Here is a 19,723-nt window from a genome sequence, read left to right on the forward strand (position 1 = left end):
AGGGGCACCTGGTAGCCGTGCAAAAAGTCTCGTCTTAGCCGCGAATATCCTCGTAGAGCAGAGTTGAAATGTAGCGTTCACCAAAGTCAGGAACAACAGCTACAATCAGCTTGCCAGAATTTTCGCTCTTCTTCGCCTCTTCAAGAGCAGCCCAAACAGCCGCACCGGAGGAGATACCACCTAGGATACCTTCCTTGGTGCCCAGCTCCCGTGCAGTGCTGACAGCATCTTCGATAGTCGCATCAGCAACTGCATCGTAGATCTCACGGTCGAGGGTATCGGGAACAAAGTTAGCGCCCAAGCCCTGAATCTTATGGGGGCCAGCCTTACCCCCAGTCAGCAGCGGAGAATCCTTAGGCTCAACAGCAACAACCTTGACCTTAGGGTTCTGCTCCTTGAGGAACTTGCCAGCACCTGAGACAGTGCCGCCGGTACCCACACCGGCAACAAAGATATCAACCTTACCCTCGGTAGCTTCCCAGATCTCGGGGCCGGTGGTCTTATAGTGAATCTCAGGGTTAGCCTCGTTGGAGAACTGCGAGGCAAGAATAGCATTCTCTGTGGAAGCCACAATCTCCTTTGCCTTCTCCACCGCACCGCGCATACCCTCTGAGCCGGGGGTCAGGACAATTTCGGCACCGTAGGCACGCAACATGACACGACGCTCGTTGCTCATGGTCTCGGGCATGGTCAGAATCACCTTGTAACCGCGTGCCGCACCGACCATAGCAAGAGCGATACCGGTGTTACCCGAGGTACCTTCGACAATGGTGCCACCGGGCTTGAGTACACCCGCCTTTTCGGCGGCATCAATAATAGCTACGCCGATACGATCCTTGACCGAGTTAGCGGGGTTATAGAATTCCAGCTTGACGGCCACATTCCCCGGCAGGTCAGCATCGAGACGGTTCAGACGCACAATCGGGGTGCGGCCTACGACCTCGGTGATGTTCTTGTAAAGCTGAGTCATGAGGCAAGCCTTTCAAATAAGTCAATGAATTCGCTCCCTAGTCTACGAGAGCACACGCAAGAGCTTTACCCTTTAAGAAACCTAGCGTAACTTTTCCTTGCCGCAGCAAGTTTTGGGTTAATCACGGCCATGCAGTAGCCCTGGTAAGGGTTGAGCGCATAGTAATTCTGGTGGTAGTCCTCAGCCTCGTAGAAAGTTTCTAGCGGCTGGACAAGGGTCACGATGGGGGAGTCCCACAGGTTCTGGGCTCGACGAACAGCATCTTGAAAAAGGTTCTTCTCCTCTTCAGAGGCATAGAAGAGAGCGGAACGGTACTGGCTGCCTGCATCGGCCCCCTGACGGTCCCAACTGGTGGGATCGTGCGAGGCAAAGAAAATATCGAGAACGGTTTCCTCCGGGATTACCGTCTCATCAAACTCTACCTTGACCACCTCCACATGCCCGGTTAGCCCTGAACAGACCTCCCGGTAGGTGGGATCAGGGGATGTGCCCCCGGTGTACCCGCAGATACTGGCGGTAATTCCCTTAAACTGGCGAAAAACGGCGTCAATGCACCAGAAGCACCCGCCGCCTACAACAAAACTTTTCATACTCTCCTCAACTGCTCACAATGCCCCTTTATTCCCGTGAGCTGAGCACCGTGGAAGAATAAGGGCTATGACTGAACTATTAACCCCGACCTTAGCTCATATTGTCGAAGCCTTTCACCAGATGTTCCCCCCTCAGCTTGCCGAGGGCTGGGACGCCGCAGGACTGGTCTTAGGCAGAGCTGATCGCCCCGTCGACCGTATAGGTTTTGCTGTTGATGCAACCGTAGCCACGGCACAGGAAGCCGCGCGGGAACAGGCAGGCCTGCTCATCACCCACCACCCACTCTTGCTGAAAGGAGCCTCTTTCCTCCCCGCTACAGACTACAAGGGCGAAATCGTTCATACTCTCATCGAAGCTGGCTGCGGTCTCTTGGGCGCTCATACCAACGTCGATTCAGCCCCTCACGGCACCAACGAAGCATTTATGGACTGCCTGGGGATTACCGACCGGCAGATACTAGCCGATGAAAAAAACGCATTGATCTCGGGAACCGAAAGAAGGGTAGGTATCGGTCGAGTCGGTAACCTACCCGAGCCCCTGACCCTGGCCCAACTGGCAGAAAAAATTGCAGTATTCCTCCCTGCCACAGCAGGTGGCCTCCGTATCGCAGGGAACCCCGAAACCAGCGTGCAGAAGGTAGCCCTGTGTACCGGGGCCGGTGATTCGCTCTTTGCCCAGGCCCGTGACAGCGGGGCCGATGTCTACATCACCGCTGACCTGCGCCACCACCCCGCTTCAGAAGCCCGCGAACAGGCACTACTGAACGGCGGTAAACCCGCACTCATTGACTGCTCCCATTACGCCAGTGAATGGCTCTGGATGGAGGAAACCGCTCGGCTTCTGAGTGATGCCCTAGCCCAGCGCGGCTTCGCTATCAGCACCTACGTCTCAACCCTGAACACCGACCCCTGGGACTTCACCGTCAGCACCGGGTACACACCGGGTTCTGCCTCCACCGCCGGCTAGAACGCCCAGCAGCTAGAAAACATCCAAGGCCCCCAATTACAACATGCTCACAGCCCCACCCAAGAGGGGCTGTGAGCCTGCCTTACCCTAGGGGTAGAAAGGCTAGTCCCTGACCAGCAAGGTGAGCGTCCCCGCCTTCTTTGAGGTAGGAGCAACAAGCTCCACCTCAAAGGCGCCGCTGAGAGCTTGAACAAGTTCTTCAGCCTGCTCAAGACCGGTAAGCCCCTGTTCCACCACATAGCGGCCCAGTAACCCCCGGTAATGCTTGGCCATGTGCGAAACCACCTTACGGGCCCCATCAGCCTGCACCCGCTCCACCCGCACCAGCAGGTGGCGCGACGGATGCGGCGACCACACCTTAGCGTAGGCCGCTGACCGCCCATCAAGAATAAGCTGATCGCCCGCAAATTCATCAAGAGCATCAGCCAGCTCACCCTTCCAGAACTTAGCGGTATCACCCATCTCACCCAGCTTGGTCCCCATCGACAACCGGTAAGCAGGAATAGCATCAACCAGGCGCACGGCACCCCACGCCGCTGAAATCACTAGCACCGATTCATCAGCCCGAGCCCGCCCCCCAGCAGATAGCGACCCGTACCCAAAAGCCTCAAACAGGACCCCGCTATAGACCTGAGCGGCAGCCATCGCAGGTTCAGACCACAAACGGGTATTGCGCTCCACCTCACTTACCAGGGAAGCCCCAACCTTCAATATCTCCGGCGCCTCCTCTAAGGCACTGACACGAACCAGCTCATCAACAACAGCCTCACGAGCACCCGTCAAACACGGAAACGATAAATCACCCAGGCACACCGGCTCACCCACAGCTGCTGCAGACTTACCCTCAGACGGTGGAAACAAAATCAACATACCCACCATTGTAGTAAAGTAGGAACCCGGAACGGGACGCCCAGGCAATCGCGAGGCAACACCTCGAGGAAAGTCCGGGCTCCACAGCACAGGGTGGTCGATAACATCGACTCAAGGCAACTTGCAGGACAGTGCCACAGAAAACAAACCGCCCCCACGGGGTAAGGGTGAAAAGGCGAGGTAAAAGCTCACCAGTACCGCAGGTGACTACGGTAGCTAGGTAAACCCCACCCGGAGCAAGGTCAAACAGAGCGCGCCAGTAACTAGTGCGGTGAAGCGCTCGGGTAGGCTGCTTGAGCCCGCCGGCAACGACGGGCCTAGATGGATGATTGCCACCCCAGAAATGGGGGACAGAACCCGGCTTATCGGGCGTCCCGTTCTCTCTTACTTACCTATCTACCTATTGGGCGGTGTAGCTAGACCCAACACCCTTGAAGGTCAGCCCCGAGCCAGTTGGTGCTCAGGGCACAGCTCCGTTTGCCGGGCAGAACCCGGGGTGCTAGGCCCGTCGCTACAGACCACACGACCCCTTAAGGCATAAGGACGCCGGTGCCTAGCACCAGCGTCCTACACTCAAACCAAATTAGTGGCCGAAAGGGTCAGGGTCCACACCGGGAACCCACGAGTTACCCTCAACGGTCCAGCCCTCAGCCTTAACAACCTTCTTGTACTTCTTGCTGTACTTAGCGTTCAAACGATTTACATACAGTTTGCCATCCAAATGATCCGTCTCATGCTGCATCACGCGAGCAAACCATCCGGTCGCCTCAAACTTTAGGGGATTACCGTGGCCATCAAAACCAGAAACAGTTACCCACTCAGCACGCTTCAATGGGAAAGAATAACCGGGGAAAGATAGGCAACCCTCAACCTCTTCATCGGGGTCAGGGTCAGTGGTAGCAATCTTGCCCAGAGTTAGAACCGGGTTCACCACCACACCAAGGGGAGGTACACCATCCTCATTCTCAAACTTATAGGTAAAAAGCCGCAGACCCACACCCACCTGCGGGGCAGCAAGGCCCACACCGTTCGATAATTCCTGAGTCTCATACATATCGTCAATGAGCTGACGCAAGTCATCATCAAACACGGTCACCGGAGCTGCCGGGCGGTGCAGAACAGGGTTACCGTGAACAACAATAGGTAAAACAGCCATCGGAACAACCTCTCGGAAAACTGGGTAAAGGAAAAGGGCCACTACGGACAAACCGTAGCGACCCTCTCACTCGGGGTGATCGACGGGGGTTGAACCCGCGACCTCCTGGACCACAACCAGGCGCTCTGCCAACTGAGCTACGACCACCATGTGTTCAAGCCAAACCGATTCAACAGCTTGTCTTGGCAACGGATACTAGCTTACATGCGTCCAGGGGAACCTGCAAATTTTCCTACCCCAAATTGAGGTGATGGTTCTCACTGTAGGGTTGGAAAATGACTGTCTCAGCCAAGAAAGCTCAGCCCACCGTACAAGAGCTAGGCCGGGTTGATCTCCTGGCGGCTTTCAGCCACAGACTCAGCTACCCGCTGGCAGGTCTTACTATCCGGTCCGGGAGCGGTCACAAAAACCGTACCGCGGTAGTAACGGAGCTCATCGATAGAGTCCTGAATATCGCCCAAAGCACGATGATTCCCTGTCTTAGCAGGAGCGTTATAGGTTGCCTTCTCAAACCAGCGGCGAGAAAGTTCCTTGATGGTAGATACATCAATCACACGGTAGTGCAGGTAGTCCACCAGGGCCGGCATATCGCGTACCAGGAAGGTCTTATCGGTACCCACCGAATTACCGCCCAAAACAGCCTTACCCGGTTCGGGCACCCAGGCCTTGACGTAGTCCAGAACCAGCTGTTCGGCCTCCGCCATGGTCATACCTCCATCAAGCTCATCGAGCAGACCCGACACGGTGTGCATATTCCGCACAAAATCGTCCATCTGCTCAAGGGCCCGGGGCTCAGGCTTAATGACAACATCAACACCGTCGCCCAAAATATTCAGGTCCCCGTCAGTCACCAAGGCTGCAACCTCAATCAGGGCATCATTCTCTAAGGAAAGGCCCGTCATCTCACAATCAATCCATACGATTCGTTCATTTGAAATAGACACACCTCCAATCTACCCCAAACCGTGTGCAGGCTGGCCCGAACTCGGGAAATATGGCCCACCAGCAGAAGCGGTACTTGCTCAAGGCGTGAGCCGGGTAAAATCAGGTGTAATCTTCAGCCCGCCTAGGATGACCATGAGCCCCAGAACAGCGCAAATCGAACCCGGTAACCGCCCTGTGCACCGCTATAACCCCAAGACAGCTAACTATGTGTCAGGTAGCCCACTACGTACCCTAATCGTTGGAACCATTGGTTCGCTCCTGGTCATGTTCGCCTCCTTTGGTGTGGGCTGGCTTGCCGATGCTTCACTTTTCCGACGCGTCGACTGGATTATTCCCCTGCGTTACACCGCTCCCGGTCTGGTAACCTGCATCGCCATGCTGGTGGTAGGTTCCATGATGCTGTGTCGAGAATGGCTCCGCATGGTTCAGAAGCTCATGGTCTGGGATTCGAGGGCAAAAAAATGGGCTACGGGTGCAGCGGTATGCTGGATCATTCCTCAACTTTTTGCTTTCCCGCTCTATAGCCGGGACGTTTTTTCTTACTTTGCCCAGGGGCGGGTGATGGCGTCAGGCCTCAACCCCTATGAGTATGGAGTCTCCTCGGTTAACAACTTCTTCCAATACGGGGCCGACCAGATGTGGTCTGAATCAGCACCGCCCTACGGACCCATATTCCTGGTGATTGAGAAATGGGTAGCCCAATGGTCGGGTAATTCAGTCGATACCGCCCTTTATCTCTTTAGGCTCCTTGCACTCATCGGCGTAGCCATGATTGCCTACTACGTTCCCAAGCTCGCTCAACTCCACGGTATCAACGGTATTCGCGCCAACTGGCTGGTGGTAGCAAACCCGCTCTTCATCGCAGCTTTTATTACCTCGTCACATAATGATGCGCTGATGACCGGACTGATCCTGGCCGGCGTTTACTACGCTGCTTCTAGACGCGATACCTTGGGTTGCCTTCTTGGCGTGACCCTGGTGACTGCTGCCGTTGCCGTCAAACCGATTGCCCTGGTAGCCCTACCCTTTATCGGGCTTTTCTGGGCAGGGCGCGGGGCAAGCTGGCCACGCCGCATCGTTTTCTGGGCACTCACCCTGGCAATTTCAATGGCCCAACTCGGTCTCATGGGCTGGGTAACAGGCCTTAACTTTGGCTGGGTTTCAGCCCTTTCCACTACCGGTGGGCAGTACATCTGGTTCACTCCCATCGGGTTCCTGGGACTACAAATTAACCAGATTATTGTGTCGATTACAGGTGATAATGCCCTGGCAAACGGTATTCGGGACACATTCTTCAACCTGGGCAAGCTCACTGGCGTGTTACTGGCAGTCCTGACTATGGTGTGCGGTAAAGACGAGAACCTGATTCGCAGGGCAGGCTTAGCCCTGGGCCTAGTTGTGGCTTTCTCACCGATGCTGCAATCCTGGTACCTGCTGTGGTTTATCCCACTCTTTGTTGTCTCTGGTGTACGAACTGACTGGCAACTTGACTTCTACTTCTTGACCACCATGTTCTTCGTTATCTATGCGGTTTCAGACCAGTTGGCTGTCTCGCCCTATCTGGATAATTTCGACCAAAACATGGGCCGTCTTATTGCCGTGGTCTTGAGTTTGGCTTACGCTTTCTGGCTGGTCTTCTTTGACCCAGCCACCCGTCGAGTCCTGCGAAGAGCCCAGCGCTCTTCCCTCTACGAGGTCAGTATCTAAGGAATAGGGGAGAGGCCCAAAAACTCGAACCGGAGAGTCCGCCCAAAGAAATAGCCCCTCACCAAGAGGTGAGGGGCTATTGTGCATAGCGCCCCAGGAGGGAGTCGAACCCCCGACCAAGAGATTAGAAGGCTCCTGCTCTATCCACTGAGCTACTGAGGCTAGCGCACTCAATATTAGCTCCTGGGCCAGAAAAAGTCACTTTGATGCGGTTCATCAGCACGTCTGATGTACCCAGCTACCTCTGCTAGGGAGTAAGTAATTACCGACCCAAGGCCTTTAAACCCTAGGGGGCTGAGATAGCTGGCAATCTCTTCTGGCGCCCATGAGGGATAGTTACCCATAACTATTCTGCTCCACACCAAACCTCTGGCTTCACAGGTATTCCTCCCAGGTCTGCTGACTCACTCTATGCCTTACCCTGCCCAGCTCCTGCTGAGCTTGCCACCAGCCTAAAGAGAGAGCGGCCCAAGAGGTAGAGGTGTGAACATCTCATATTCCTAAACTGTCTTATCTTCATCGAGTGCAGCTTTACTTACCTCTCATAGCCTGAATTTTCGTATCCACAGGCTTTATGCACTATTGCCTCCAGCAGGCCCTACCTGGCAGGTTGGGGCTACCAGAACAGAGCCGACTCAAGGAGGAATCATGAGCGATACCGTCACCGTTCGAGGCTTTATTGCCACAGCACCAACCCAGAAATTCCTGCCAGGTGGGCAGATACCCGTCACCAACTTCCGCATCGCTTCCACACCCCGCTGGTTCGATACCACATCGGGGAGCTGGAAAGAAGGCAATACCAACTGGTACACAGTCAATGCCTTTAGGGCGCTCGCCCATAACTCTGCCCGCAGCCTTCATGTGGGCCAGCCCGTCCTGGTCACCGGCCGCCTGCAGGTCAAACAGTTCGAAAGGGCAGATGGCTCGGCAGGTACCAGCATTGAGATTGATGCTAGCTCTATAGGGCATGACCTCAACTTTGGGCTGGCAAACTTTACCCGGGTAACCGACCGCAGGCCAGAGATAGACGATACCGACCGTAAGTTCAATGAGCAGGTGCAGGCCGACGACCAGACGGGCCTCACTGAGGCTAGAGCAAACGACGAGGCCAGTGTCAGCCTCACCAGCTAGAACACGCCGGCACTGAGGGCTCGAGAGCGGTAGCCCTCTCGGTCATGCTCTGAACAAGAGGGGAGGTACAAGACTCTCACCAAGTTTCTCAGGCGGTCGCCCGCTTGGGGCCAACCAACTTGACATAAACCGGTAGGCTTAAAGGCATGGCAGAATTTATCTACACCATGACCAAAGCCCGCAAAACTGTGGGCGATAAAGTCATCCTCAACGACGTTTCAATGTCGTTCTTCCCCGGTGCAAAAATCGGTATGGTCGGCCCCAACGGTGCCGGTAAGTCAACCATCCTGAAAATTATGGCGGGTCTTGACACCCCCTCCAACGGTGAAGCACGACTCTCCGATGGCTACACCGTGGGTATCCTTATGCAGGAGCCCCCGCTCAATGAAGAAAAAACCGTCCTGGGTAACGTCCAGGAAGGCGTGGGCGAAATCTACGAGAAGATTGTTCGTTACAACGAAATCTCAGAAGAAATGGCTAACCCCGATGCCGATTTCGACTCCCTCATGGAAGAAATGGGCAAACTCCAGGAAGCCATTGACGCCGCCAACGCCTGGGACATTGACTCCCAGCTTGAGCAGGCAATGGACGCTCTACGTTGCCCTCCCGGAGATTCGCCCGTAACCCACCTCTCCGGTGGTGAACGCCGCCGTGTAGCTCTCTGTAAGCTCCTGCTTCAGAAGCCCGACCTGCTCCTGCTCGATGAGCCCACCAACCACCTAGATGCCGAATCGGTGCTCTGGCTCGAACAGCACCTGCAGTCCTACGAGGGCGCTGTTATTGCCATTACCCACGACCGATACTTCCTCGATCATGTGGCTGAATGGATTGCCGAAGTAGACCGCGGCAACCTCTACCCCTACGAGGGTAACTACTCCACCTACCTGGACAAGAAGCGTGCTCGCCTTGAAGTTCAGGGTAAGAAGGACGCCAAGCTTGCTAAGCGCCTTGAAGATGAGCTGGATTGGGTTCGATCCAACGCTAAGGGCCGCCAGGCTAAGTCAAAGGCCCGTCTGGCTCGCTACGAGGAGATGGCAGCTGAGGCGGAGAAGACCCGTAAGCTTGACTTTGAGGAAATTCAGATTCCCCCGGGACCGCGCCTGGGCAACGTGGTTATTGAGGCCGAGAACCTGCAAAAGGGTTTTGACGGCCGTTCACTGATCAACGGCCTCTCCTTCTCGCTACCCCGCAACGGTATCGTTGGCGTTATCGGCCCTAACGGTGTGGGTAAGTCAACCCTGTTCAAGACTATTGTCGGTCTCGAAGCCCTGGACGGTGGCACCCTCAAGGTGGGCGAGACCGTCAAGATTTCCTACGTTGACCAGAACCGTTCAAACATTGACCCCGAAAAGTCGCTGTGGGAGGTTGTCTCTGACGGCCTGGATTACATTCAGGTTGGCCAGGTTGAAATGCCTTCGCGCGCCTACGTTTCAGCCTTCGGCTTCAAGGGCCCTGACCAGCAGAAGAAGGCCGGTGTGCTTTCCGGTGGTGAGCGCAACCGTCTGAACCTGGCTCTGACCCTCAAGCAGGGGGGCAACCTCTTACTGCTCGATGAGCCTACCAACGACCTGGACGTTGAGACCCTGACCTCGCTGGAAAACGCTCTGCTAGAGTTTCCCGGCTGCGCCGTTGTGGTCTCCCACGACCGTTGGTTCCTAGATAGGGTTGCTACCCATATTTTGGCCTGGGAAGGCACCGATGAGCAGCCCGATAACTGGTACTGGTTTGAAGGCAACTTCGAGTCCTACGAGAAGAACAAGGTGGAGCGCCTGGGCCCCGATGCCGCTAAGCCTCACCGCCTTGTCCACCGTAAGCTGACCCGCTAAGGCTTACAATGACCGGCTCAACCTGTAAGTTCTTATCCCTGACGGTAGTTTGGCGCAGGTAGCTCCGGTCATGGCTGTAAAGAATCCCCCGCACCCCATGGGGTGCGGGGGATTCTTGCGTTTAGAGGGCTCTTAGGTCGTGCGGTATTCGGGTAGCCGAATGAGCGCTTCTTGGGCTACCGTTGCAATGTGCTTGCCATCACGGGTAAAAATTTTACCCAGCGATAATCCACGTGCGCCCTGAGAGCTGGGGCAGTCCTGAACCAGTAGAAGCCACTCATCCGCAGGAGCCTGCCGATGGAACCAGATGGTGTGATCTAAGGAAGCTACTTTCATGCCCGGTTCTAGCCATGATTTCTGGTGGCGGCGCAGAACCGGCTCAATCTGTGTGTAGTCAGAGGCATAAGCCATAGCCGCCTGATGAATGAGCGGGTTATCCGGTAGCCTCTCCTTAGTCTTGAACCAGACCATATTCTGAGCCGATCCGCTCGTGTCCGGGTCAAGGTAGAGCGCTGGGCTGATATGGCGGATATCGAAGGGTCTGCCGTGCGCCACCTTTTGGGCGATGGGTAGGTTGATATGCCCCAGTAGGTCGGCTGCTGTGGGGAGCGACTCGGGATCTGGCAGGTCGGTGGGTATCTCCGATGAGTGCTCCGGCCCCTTGGCTGCTGTCTGGAAAGAGGCAATACAGGAGAAGATAGGTGCGCCGCCTTGGTAGGCCTGAACACGCCTGCTGGCGAAAGAGCGTGTGTCGTTGAGGTTTTCTACCCCGTAGGCGAGGCTGGCGTTGACATCACCAGGGCGCAGAAAATAGCCGTGGAGTGAGTGTACCTGTTTACTCTCTACGGTCCGTGCCGCAGCAACCAGGGCTTGGGCGAGAACCTGCCCGCCGAAGATGCGGGGTGACTCTTTAGTCAGGGTCCTTGCCTGAAAGACCTGCTCATGTGCAGAGGCACTAGCTACAGGTAGGTCAAGCATAGCAAGTAGCTTGCCTGTGGGGGTGAGCGTCTCTTGGTGTGTATCTAGACTCATGGTTCTACCTTCTCATAAGTGGGCTAATGTTATGAGGGATAAGATGAAGTGATTAATTCTGTATTGAAAGAGGCACCCCATGTCTAGCCAAGGATCTGCGCATACAAGACCGTATGTGCACCTGCCCGATGAATCCACAGCCCGCGACCTCACAACCTATCTGGTGCGGGCTAAGTCTCTGGACCCGAAGGCGGCCGTACGGTTGCAGGCTCGCGGGGATATTCTGGGGGTAACTGTGTGCGCCCTGGAACCTGAGCATCTTTTAGATACGACCCCTACGGTTCTTGGCCTGCGCGCTATCAAACTGGCTGAACCGGCTGATCTGGATATAACGGTTGAGGCTGCTGCCCTGCTAGACCGCCTGGCTCGTATTGAGCAGGAGGGCTTGCAACTGGCGCTTCCACCGGTTGCCGTGACTGCGGGCTGGGCTGGCCGGACACCACCAATTACCGGGTGGGAAAAATCTGGCTTCTACCTATCCGATGATGCACGTCAGACCGCTAAGGCCGGTATTGAGACAGTGGACGGAGCCTTGCCAGCTCACCCCGGCCATGCGGTGGTTTCAACAGTGCGTTCACGCATCTGGTCCTCACCCGTCCAAACACCGAATACTCAGGTGCCTCTGCCAGCAGGTGCTGCTTTCGCCCTTGAGGTGCTGGGCTTTTTGCCTCCGCGAGCTACCGAGCCAATGCCGGTGTGGGTGAATGGGGATTGGGCCCGTATTTCTGCTCGTGCAGGGCATGTTTTGGTGCGGTCAAGCAAGCCGTAAAGGGGGCGAGAGAATGCTTCCAGGCGCTACTGAGCCCTGTTCTGCATAGCGTGAGCGGCACGCTCAAAGTAGCCCCACATCTCGGCATCATAGAGCGGGGCAAGCTCCAGAGTGTCCATGGCCTCCCGCATATACCGCAACCAGGTGTCCCGTTCCTTAGGGCCAATATAGAAGGGGTTGTGTCGCATACGCAGACGGGGGTGGCCGCGTTCTTCCTGGTAGGTTTTGGGCCCTCCCCAGTACTGTTCCAGGAACATTCTGAGCCGTCTTTCGGCGGGGCCTAAATCAGCCTCGGGGTACATGGCTTTAAATTCCTCATCAGCTGCAACCCGCGCATAGAACTCCCGGCAGAGTTTTTCAAAAACTGGGTGCCCACCAACCTGGGAATAGAAAGAGCGGGGGTCAATATCGTCACCTTCTGGTTGGGGATTTTGACCTGCGCCGTCGGCTAGAGAGATGGGTTTGAAAGCGGGGTTGGGTAACTGATTCATGCCCTCTAGTTTACTCCCGTGCACTGGCTACGGTCTGACCACCGGCAGGGACGGGAGGTATAGAAGAGGCGGGGCCTTCACTCTCACTGAGCGAAAACCCCGCCTTTCTTGGTGCTGTAGCTTTAGGCCATATCGGCGGCCTGAACCTTGAGCGCGCGTGCTAGAGCGTCGCGGCCTTCGGCAACCTGGCGTTTGAGGGCTGCGGCGTCCTCAGGCAGTGTTTCCAGGTAGTCTTCGGCACGGTCAAGCACCTGCTGGGTGTAGACACGGGGGAAGAGCCCGGTAATAATCTGGGTGGAAACCTCGTGGGAGCGTTCACGCCAGACCTTCTCCACAGACTCAAAGTAGCGTTCGGTGTACTGGGCTGTGACCTGCGGGTTGCCGCGGTAGAAGCCAAGAATAGCCGCGCGCTGGACGTTGTTGGAAAGTTCACCGGTTTCAACGACCGCTCGCCAGGTTTCTGCTTTTGCTTCTGCGGTGGGGATAGCGGCTCGTGCTGTGGCCGCTGATTGCTGGCCGGTAGCGGTGTTGTCGTCTGCCAGAGCAGCATCGATATCTGTCTTGCTTCTGCGGCCACCGGCTGACAGTGAAATGAGCAGGGCCCACCGTAGGTCAGTATCAATCTCAAGACCCTCAAGCTGGGTGTTCCCACTCATCAGGGCTTCGAGAGTGTCAAGCTGGCTGTCGGTGTGGGCAAGACGTGCAAAGGCCCCGACCAGCTGGAATTGCTTATCTGAACCGGCCTCAGCCTGCTGAGCAAGTTCCCACAGCCGGTCTGCAGCCTGCTGGCGTACAGACTCCGCGTGAGCGGGGTTGAGGTAAGCCCGCAGGGTAGTTTCCAGGTTGGTGAGCTGGGTACGGACAGCGGTGGAGTTAGTTTCTGCCCCGATGTTGTTAAGTACCAATTCAACGAACTGACGGGCAGGCATTTGGCCGTCGCGGGCGGTGTCCCAGAGGGAGCCCCAGACAACCCCGCGAGCAACTGAAGAATCAATAGCGCCCAGGTGGGCTACGGCGGTAGCGCGGGAACGCTCATCCAAGCGGATCTTGGCGTAGGCCAGGTCTTCATCATTGACCAGAATGAGATCGGGGCGGGCCAGCCCGACGGCCTCGGGTACCTCGGTCAGCTCGCCGTCAACGTCAATTTCTAGGCGGTGGGTGCGGGTGAGCGCACCATCTTTCATGCTGTAGAAGCCAAGGATGAGGCGGTGGGGGCGCAGGGTTTCGTAGCCCTCTGCAAAAGTCTGGCGCAGAGCCAGGCGGGCCAGAGTTCCGTCCTCTGCTTCTTCAACTTCGGTGCTTAGAGTATTGACCCCGGCAGTTTCTAGCCAGAGCTTGCTCCAGGCCCGCAGGTCGCGCCCGGAGATTGCTTCAAGCTCGGTAAGTAGGTCATCGAGCACGGTGTTGCCGTAGGCGTGCTTCTCAAAGTAGACCTTGAGGGCGGCCATAAAGTTCTCCTGGCCCACCCAGGCAACAAGCTGGCGGAGCACAGAGGCGCCCTTAGCGTAGGTGATACCGTCAAAGTTCACCTGAACATCTTGCAGGTCGCGGATAGGTGCCACAATGGGGTGGGTCGAGGAGAGCTGGTCCTGGTTGTAAGCCCAGGTCTTTTCCGACGCGGAGAAAGTTGCCCAGGCTTCGGGGGCGAAACTGGTGTTTTCGGCCAAAGCCAAGGTAGACATGAACTCAGCGAAGGACTCATTGAGCCACAGGTCGTTCCACCACTTCATGGTAACCAGGTCACCAAACCACATGTGGGCCAGTTCGTGCAGGACGGTAATGGCCCGGCGCTCAATAATTGCCTCGGTGACCTTGGAACGGAAGATGTAGCTTTCAAGGAAGGTCACCGCCCCGGCATTCTCCATGGCACCGGCGTTGAACTCGGGCACAAAGAGCTGGTCATATTTTTCAAAGGGGTAGGGAGTCTTGAACTGTTCTTCAAAAAACTCAAAGCCCTGGCGGGTGATGTGGAAGATCTCGTCAGCGTCCAGGTATTCCACGAGTGATTTACGGGCGTAGCAACCCAGCTTAATCTCTCGGCCTTGGCTGTTGGTCAGTGATGAGGAAACACCCGCGTAGGGACCAGCAATAATGGCGGTGATGTAGGAGGAAATGCGGGGAGTGGGCTTGAAGTTCCACACCTTAATGTCTGCCTGCTCGTCAACAGATGTCTCGGGCTGGTTAGAGACAACAACCCAGTGGGCGGGCGCCTTGACCCTGAACTCGAACTCAGCTTTGAGGTCGGGCTGTTCAAAAACGGGGTAAACCCTGCGAGAATCCGGAACCTCAAACTGCGAGTAGAGGTAGACCTCACCATCTACCGGGTCAACAAAGCGGTTCAGGCCTTCACCAGTGTTGGTGTAGAGCATATCGGCCTCAATCACCAGTTCGTTCTTCTGGGCTAGTGAGGGCAAAGTAATCCGAAGGCCATCAGCGCAATCTACCGGCAGGTTTTCCCCGTTGAGAACAATACTGTGGACAGTATCGGTAATCGCGTCAATAAAGGTCTCTTGCCCGGGTACAGCGTCAAAACGGACAACAGTGCGTGAACCAAACACTCGCTCGCCCCGGGTGAGGTCAAGATCAATGGTGTAGGAATCTACACGCTGAATAAGAGATGCTCTCTGCTCAGCTTCGGCGCGGGTCAAATTCATTCCAGGCATGGGGTTCCTTATCGTGGTAGAAAGGGAAGAGCCGGATAGCTCCAGTACTAGAAGGGCGGTCTTTGCCCTGCCAACAGCCACGGGTAACCTGCTGCTGCAGGTTGGTCGTCACGCAGCACATACGCCTATAATTCTATGTGGTAGCCCGTGATTCACCTAACTATCTAGTGTGGTTTCCAGCTTCCCCCTGCCGCCAACGACCTAAGGAGACACCGTGCGCGTCCACATTGCTACTGACCATGCAGGCCTTGACCTGAGCCACTACCTCATCCAGGAACTCACCGCAGCTGGCTACGAGATGGTCGACCACGGCCCAGCAGAGTACGACGCCCTCGATGACTACCCCAGCTTCTGCATCAATGCTGCGCTTGCCGTTCGTGCTGACCGTGAGGCAGGGCTAGACTCCCTGGGGATTGTTCTGGGCGGCTCCGGTAACGGCGAGCAGATGGCAGCCAATAAAGTAGCGGGCATCAGGGCAGCGCTCGCCTGGAACCACGACACCGCCGCCCTTGCGCGTGAACACAATAATGCCCAGGTTGTAGCTGTAGGTGGCCGTCAGCACAGCAAGGAAGAGGCCCTGGACATCATCAAGGTTTTCCTGAGCACCGAATGGACCAAGGAAGAACGTCACGCCCGCCGCATCGGTCAAATGGCAGAATACGAAACCACCGGGGCAATCAGCGGCAAACACATCGATACTTACTAGGATCACCCACCCCCGCGACCAAAACCCCAGAAGGAACCCATGCCAGAAGGCCACTCCATCCACCGGCTTGCACGCCAGCTCACCGACGTTTTTGCCAACCAGCAACTTGCCGTCAGTAGCCCCCAGGGACGTTTCACCGATGGAGCGGCGCTTCTGCATGGGCACCGGCTGATCCGGTCGTTTGCCCACGGTAAACACCTCTTTGCAGAGTTCTCCAACGACCTTTACCTGAACGTACACCTGGGTATCTACGGTGCATTTACCTTTGGCGGTGACGAGCGATTCACGGGTGCCTCGTCGATTGGGGCACCGCGCAAGATTGGTGAGCAGGAGGATCACTCCCAAGAGCTCAGCGCCAAGCCGCCGGCACCGCGGCCAACCACTCGCGCTCGCCTGGTCTCTGAGCATGGGTGGGCCGACCTTGTCGGACCCACCATTTGCCGGGTTTTAACGGCTGACGAAGTGGCCCGCGTGCGTTCTCAGCTGGGGCCGGACCCTCTGAACCCGGATGCTGACCCGCAGGCCTTTTATGCCCGAGCGAGGAAGACCTCCCGACCTATCGGGGTTGCCCTGATGGACCAGAAAGTTATCTCTGGTGTCGGCAACATTTTTAGGGCTGAATCTCTGTTCAGGTGCGGTATCGATCCTTTCCGCCCCGCAAAAGAATGTAGTAGCTCTGAACTTGAGGCTCTCTGGGGCGATAACAAGCACCTGCTTGAAATTGGTGTCAGGGTGGGCCGGATTATTACAACTGAGCCGGCTGACCGCCCTGGTGTTTCTGAATATGAGGCCTGGCCTGAGCACGCAAATTACGTCTATCACCACCAGGGGCAGGCTTGTTTACGGTGCGGGAGCACGATTGCATTGCAAGAAGTTGCTGGGCGAAAACTGTATTGGTGCCCCGGCTGTCAGCGTTGAGAAGGTCCTCTAAACTCTTTGAGTTACAGGGTTTTGTGCTCTGTAGGCTCTGTCAGCTCATAATCTCGATAGGCGACCCTAATGTCCCTGGATTTATCGATTAGGTTGAAGAATCCTAAAGTCGGCATGTGGGCTGTTGAACGCGTAGGGTTGCTTCGCGGTTCTTTTGAGCTGGCTAAAAGAGCTCTTTTAGAGGGCGCTCAAGCAGGGATAGGCTTATGCTGTAGGAAAGTGCAGTAGAGGCTGGGGAGGGTAGCGTGAGCCTTAAGAGTTCTTTGTTGAGGCGAGCTCGACTACTGCTGGTTGATATTGAGGGCACCCTGCTTGATAGTGAAACCGCTACATCTCTAGGGTTTTACCGGGCCCTTCAGAGGTATGGTTTTCGGGGTGATTTTGCTGAGTCGCAAGCTTTGTACCGCGTCTGGTCAGATATTCAGCGGGAAGATTTTCAGCTGTATTTGGCAGGGGAGCAGGCCTTTGATCAGCACTACTACCAGCGGATAGCCAGCATGCTTAACCTCATGACGGGCACTGCCCATTCCCAAGAACGGGCAGAGGGCTTCTTGGGCTGTTTTGAGGCCCACCGTCGGCAGGCCTGGGTTGCTTTTGACGATGTTGAGGGCTTCATGCGTGGCCTCGACCTTTATAGTTCTCATCTTCAAGTAGTTGCCGTAACTAACGGGTCTCAGGCGGTTGAACAGGCCAAGCTAGATACTTTAGGCCTTTCAGATCTGCCGCTGCTAACATCACAACTCCTGGGTACCAGCAAGCCAAAAGAAGATTTTTTCCGTCTCATCTGCGCCGCTCTTGAAACCGACCCGGCTTTTGCTGTGCATGTGGGCAATAATTTTTTGGCAGATGTGCAAGCCCCGGTAGGAGCCGGCCTAGGAGCGGTTTGGGTTAACAGGAGCAGGCGTCACCAGCAGATTCCGCCCGGAATTGAGCGGGTTAGGGCGCTGACTGAACTTATCGATCACTACTAGAAACTTGAGACCGTAGAACACCCTCTGCAAAATGGACGGCAGAAAAAAGCGACCACCTGCCGGTGGTCGCTTTTCTTTGGAGCGGCTGACGGGAATCGAACCCGCGTATCAGGCTTGGGAAGCGTGCGCTCTACCATTGAGCTACAGCCGCAGGAGAGGGGATGACGGGAATCGAACCCGCGTAATCAGTTTGGAAGACTGAGGCTTTACCATTAAGCTACATCCCCGTGTGGGGTGGCGTCCTCGTGGACGATTTCTAGTAAACCCGGTTTGTGGTGGGCTTGTCAAATCGGCTAGGCTAGAAAAGTCGGCAACACGCCCTAGGCGTAATGCGGTCGCCAGTTAGATTTTACGATGGGTTCCCGCTAGACTAGGTGTTGCCTTCCGTGCAATACGGGGTGTGGCGTAGCTTGGCTAGCGCGCCTGCTTTGGGAGCAGGAGATCGCAGGTTCGAATCCTGTCACCCCGACGTGAAATAGATCGGCCCGCCGGAAACGGCGGGTTTTTCTATAGAACGATTAGTTTGCCGCACTCATATTTAGTTCCGGGTTGCGGTTCCCTCAAGATATCAGGAGATCAACGGACGTGAAGACTGCCGTCGAGAAGATCAACCCGACCCTCGCAAAAATCGAGGTCGAGGTTCCCTTCGCTGAGTTCAAGACCTACCTTGACCGCACCTACAAGTCACTGGCTAACCAGATTTCAGTTCCTGGTTTCCGCAAGGGCAAGACCCCTAAGGCTCTGATTGATCAGCGTGCTGGCTTCGACTTTGTTGTTGAGAACGCTCTGAATGAAGCGCTGAACAGCTACTACTCCCAGGCTCTGGCTGAGAACGAGCTCACACCCCTGGCTCAGCCCGAACTGGACATCATTGCAAAGCCCGAAGAGGGCAACCGTGAAGCGGACCTCAAGCTCCTTATAGAGGTTACCGTTCGCCCCGAAATTGAACTGCCTGACTACTCAGGCATCAAGGTTGAGGTTGCAAGCGTAGAAGTTACTGAAGAAGACGAGCAGAAGGCACTCGATGCCCTGCGTGGCCGTTTCGGTACCCTCAAGGCTGTTGAGCGCCCCGCCGCTGACCAGGACTTCCTGACCATTAACATCGCCGCTGAAATCGATGGCCAAGAAGTTGACGCTGCCAACGACCTGTCCTACCAGGTAGGCTCCGGCACCATGCTGGAGGGCTTGGACGAAGCTGTTATTGGCCTGTCTGCTGGTGAAGATGCAACCTTCGTGACCAAGCTTGCCGGTGGCGAGCACGCTGGTGAAGAGGCAACCGTCAAGGTTTCTGTCACCGCTGTTAAGGAACGCGAACTGCCCGAGGCAGACGACGACTTCGCTCAGCTGGCCTCCGAATTCGATACCATTGCAGAGCTCAAGGAAGACCTGAAGAAGCAGGCCGCTGACTCCAAGGTTGCCGAGCAGGGCGCAGAAGCGCGTGATAAGGTTCTTGACTCGCTGGTTGAACTGGTAGAAGTTCCCGTTCCCGAGAAGGTTATTGAAGACCAGCTGGAGCAGCATTTCAAGACCCCCAGCCAGGAAGCTGACCACGACAACGAAGAGCACCGCGCTGAGGTTCGTGAGAACACCGAACGTGCCTTCAAGAACGAAATCATTCTCGACGCAATCGCCGAGAAGGAAGAAGTTTCTGTTGAGCAGTCCGAGCTGATCGACTACATCATCACCATGAGCCAGCAGTACGGTATGGACCCCAACCAGTTCGCTCAGATGCTTGACGGCTCAGGCCAGTCCGGCATGATCGTTGGCGAAGTTCGCCGCTCCAAGGCTCTGGCCGCTGTTCTGGCTAAGGCTGAGGTTGTTGACGCAGACGGTAAGGCTGTTGACCTCTCATCATTCCTTAACGACAATGATGGCCAGCAGTAAGTACTAGCCTGCACCGACCTTGGTGCTTTAGTACAAGGCCCCGCCCAGCTAAGGCTAGGTGGGGCCTTTGTTCTGTCTCCTTCCCTGGGCTGGGCAGGCTAAGAGACCGTTTGCC

The 19,723-nt window shown here is 56.0% G+C and carries 17 protein-coding genes, 5 tRNA genes and 1 other RNA gene; 11 read left to right on the forward strand and 12 right to left on the reverse strand.

The window, feature by feature from the left end; genetic code table 11:
• Positions 1-34: 34 nt before the first annotated feature.
• Both cysK and msrA read right to left on the reverse strand, forming a co-directional pair.
• Complete coding sequence (gene cysK / locus ACN085_RS01240) at positions 35-970, reverse strand: cysteine synthase A (RefSeq protein ID WP_419104711.1); 936 nt, start codon at positions 968-970, stop codon at positions 35-37.
• A gap of 65 nt (positions 971-1,035) precedes the next feature.
• On the reverse strand, positions 1,036-1,560 hold the full coding sequence (gene msrA, locus ACN085_RS01245) for a peptide-methionine (S)-S-oxide reductase MsrA (RefSeq protein WP_419099536.1): 525 nt from the start codon (positions 1,558-1,560) through the stop codon (positions 1,036-1,038).
• Between the two features lie 67 nt (positions 1,561-1,627).
• On the opposite strand from msrA, the gene ACN085_RS01250 reads away from it, so the two are divergent.
• On the forward strand, positions 1,628-2,527 hold the full coding sequence (locus ACN085_RS01250) for a Nif3-like dinuclear metal center hexameric protein (RefSeq protein WP_419104712.1): 900 nt from the start codon (positions 1,628-1,630) through the stop codon (positions 2,525-2,527).
• A gap of 102 nt (positions 2,528-2,629) precedes the next feature.
• Here the strand turns inward: ACN085_RS01250 and ACN085_RS01255 are convergent, their stop codons facing one another.
• Positions 2,630-3,397 carry a YaaA family protein gene (locus tag ACN085_RS01255; RefSeq protein WP_419110331.1) on the reverse strand — a complete coding sequence of 256 codons (768 nt, stop codon included), beginning with the start codon at positions 3,395-3,397 and terminating at the stop codon, positions 2,630-2,632.
• A 32-nt stretch (positions 3,398-3,429) separates the two neighbouring features.
• Between ACN085_RS01255 and rnpB the strand changes: the two genes are divergently transcribed.
• Positions 3,430-3,778: RNase P RNA component class A (gene rnpB, locus ACN085_RS01260), an RNA gene on the forward strand.
• 202 nt (positions 3,779-3,980) lie between these two features.
• Here the strand turns inward: rnpB and def are convergent.
• The 3 genes from def to orn all read right to left on the reverse strand — a co-directional run bounded on the left by def (position 3,981) and on the right by orn (position 5,497).
• Positions 3,981-4,553, reverse strand: a complete 573-nt coding sequence (gene def / locus ACN085_RS01265) for a peptide deformylase (RefSeq protein WP_419099539.1) — start codon at positions 4,551-4,553, stop codon at positions 3,981-3,983.
• 74 nt (positions 4,554-4,627) lie between these two features.
• Positions 4,628-4,700, reverse strand: a tRNA-His gene (locus tag ACN085_RS01270).
• Positions 4,701-4,870: 170 nt separating this feature from the next.
• On the reverse strand, positions 4,871-5,497 hold the full coding sequence (orn, locus tag ACN085_RS01275; protein ID WP_419110332.1) for an oligoribonuclease: 627 nt from the start codon (positions 5,495-5,497) through the stop codon (positions 4,871-4,873).
• Between the two features lie 133 nt (positions 5,498-5,630).
• On the opposite strand from orn, the gene mptB reads away from it, so the two are divergent.
• The gene (gene mptB / locus ACN085_RS01280) at positions 5,631-7,205 is read left to right on the forward strand and encodes a polyprenol phosphomannose-dependent alpha 1,6 mannosyltransferase MptB (protein WP_419104714.1); all 1,575 of its coding nucleotides are present in this window, start codon (positions 5,631-5,633) and stop codon (positions 7,203-7,205) included.
• Between the two features lie 89 nt (positions 7,206-7,294).
• Here mptB and ACN085_RS01285 read toward each other — a convergent pair.
• Positions 7,295-7,367, reverse strand: a tRNA-Arg gene (locus ACN085_RS01285).
• Between the two features lie 486 nt (positions 7,368-7,853).
• On the opposite strand from ACN085_RS01285, the gene ACN085_RS01290 reads away from it, so the two are divergent.
• Both ACN085_RS01290 and ettA read left to right on the forward strand, forming a co-directional pair.
• Positions 7,854-8,336: a single-stranded DNA-binding protein gene (locus ACN085_RS01290; protein WP_419110333.1), complete on the forward strand. Its 483-nt coding sequence runs from the start codon at positions 7,854-7,856 to the stop codon at positions 8,334-8,336.
• Between the two features lie 146 nt (positions 8,337-8,482).
• On the forward strand, positions 8,483-10,162 hold the full coding sequence (ettA, locus tag ACN085_RS01295; RefSeq protein WP_419110334.1) for an energy-dependent translational throttle protein EttA: 1,680 nt from the start codon (positions 8,483-8,485) through the stop codon (positions 10,160-10,162).
• Positions 10,163-10,294: 132 nt separating this feature from the next.
• Here ettA and ACN085_RS01300 read toward each other — a convergent pair whose 3' ends face one another.
• Positions 10,295-11,194, reverse strand: a complete 900-nt coding sequence (locus ACN085_RS01300) for an acyl-CoA thioesterase (RefSeq protein WP_419110335.1) — start codon at positions 11,192-11,194, stop codon at positions 10,295-10,297.
• Between the two features lie 79 nt (positions 11,195-11,273).
• Here ACN085_RS01300 and ACN085_RS01305 point away from each other — a divergent pair, with 79 nt between their 5' ends.
• Positions 11,274-11,963 (forward strand): hypothetical protein, encoded by a 690-nt coding sequence (locus ACN085_RS01305; RefSeq protein WP_419104718.1) that lies wholly within the window; start codon positions 11,274-11,276, stop codon positions 11,961-11,963.
• A gap of 26 nt (positions 11,964-11,989) precedes the next feature.
• Here the strand turns inward: ACN085_RS01305 and ACN085_RS01310 are convergent, their stop codons facing one another.
• A complete protein-coding gene (locus tag ACN085_RS01310) occupies positions 11,990-12,454 on the reverse strand; it encodes a globin (RefSeq protein WP_419104719.1) in 465 nt (154 codons plus the stop codon).
• Between the two features lie 122 nt (positions 12,455-12,576).
• Positions 12,577-15,117 (reverse strand): aminopeptidase N, encoded by a 2,541-nt coding sequence (pepN, locus tag ACN085_RS01315; RefSeq protein ID WP_419110336.1) that lies wholly within the window; start codon positions 15,115-15,117, stop codon positions 12,577-12,579.
• Positions 15,118-15,331: 214 nt separating this feature from the next.
• Between pepN and ACN085_RS01320 the strand changes: the two genes are divergently transcribed.
• The 3 genes from ACN085_RS01320 to ACN085_RS01330 all read left to right on the forward strand — a co-directional run bounded on the left by ACN085_RS01320 (position 15,332) and on the right by ACN085_RS01330 (position 17,724).
• Positions 15,332-15,823, forward strand: a complete 492-nt coding sequence (locus ACN085_RS01320) for a ribose-5-phosphate isomerase (RefSeq protein WP_419110337.1) — start codon at positions 15,332-15,334, stop codon at positions 15,821-15,823.
• A 39-nt stretch (positions 15,824-15,862) separates the two neighbouring features.
• Positions 15,863-16,741 (forward strand): Fpg/Nei family DNA glycosylase, encoded by an 879-nt coding sequence (locus tag ACN085_RS01325; protein ID WP_419110338.1) that lies wholly within the window; start codon positions 15,863-15,865, stop codon positions 16,739-16,741.
• 257 nt (positions 16,742-16,998) lie between these two features.
• Positions 16,999-17,724 (forward strand): HAD family hydrolase, encoded by a 726-nt coding sequence (locus ACN085_RS01330; RefSeq protein ID WP_419099550.1) that lies wholly within the window; start codon positions 16,999-17,001, stop codon positions 17,722-17,724.
• Between the two features lie 77 nt (positions 17,725-17,801).
• Here the strand turns inward: ACN085_RS01330 and ACN085_RS01335 are convergent.
• Both ACN085_RS01335 and ACN085_RS01340 read right to left on the reverse strand, forming a co-directional pair.
• A tRNA-Gly gene (locus ACN085_RS01335) sits at positions 17,802-17,875 on the reverse strand.
• A gap of 5 nt (positions 17,876-17,880) precedes the next feature.
• Positions 17,881-17,951, reverse strand: a tRNA-Gly gene (locus ACN085_RS01340).
• A gap of 167 nt (positions 17,952-18,118) precedes the next feature.
• Here ACN085_RS01340 and ACN085_RS01345 point away from each other — a divergent pair.
• Positions 18,119-18,193, forward strand: a tRNA-Pro gene (locus ACN085_RS01345).
• A gap of 116 nt (positions 18,194-18,309) precedes the next feature.
• Positions 18,310-19,608 (forward strand): trigger factor, encoded by a 1,299-nt coding sequence (tig, locus tag ACN085_RS01350; protein WP_419110339.1) that lies wholly within the window; start codon positions 18,310-18,312, stop codon positions 19,606-19,608.
• Positions 19,609-19,723: the final 115 nt, after the last annotated feature.

The sequence above is a fragment of the Rothia sp. P4278 genome (genome assembly GCF_048512945.1).
Taxonomy (GTDB): Bacteria; Actinomycetota; Actinomycetes; order Actinomycetales; family Micrococcaceae; genus Rothia.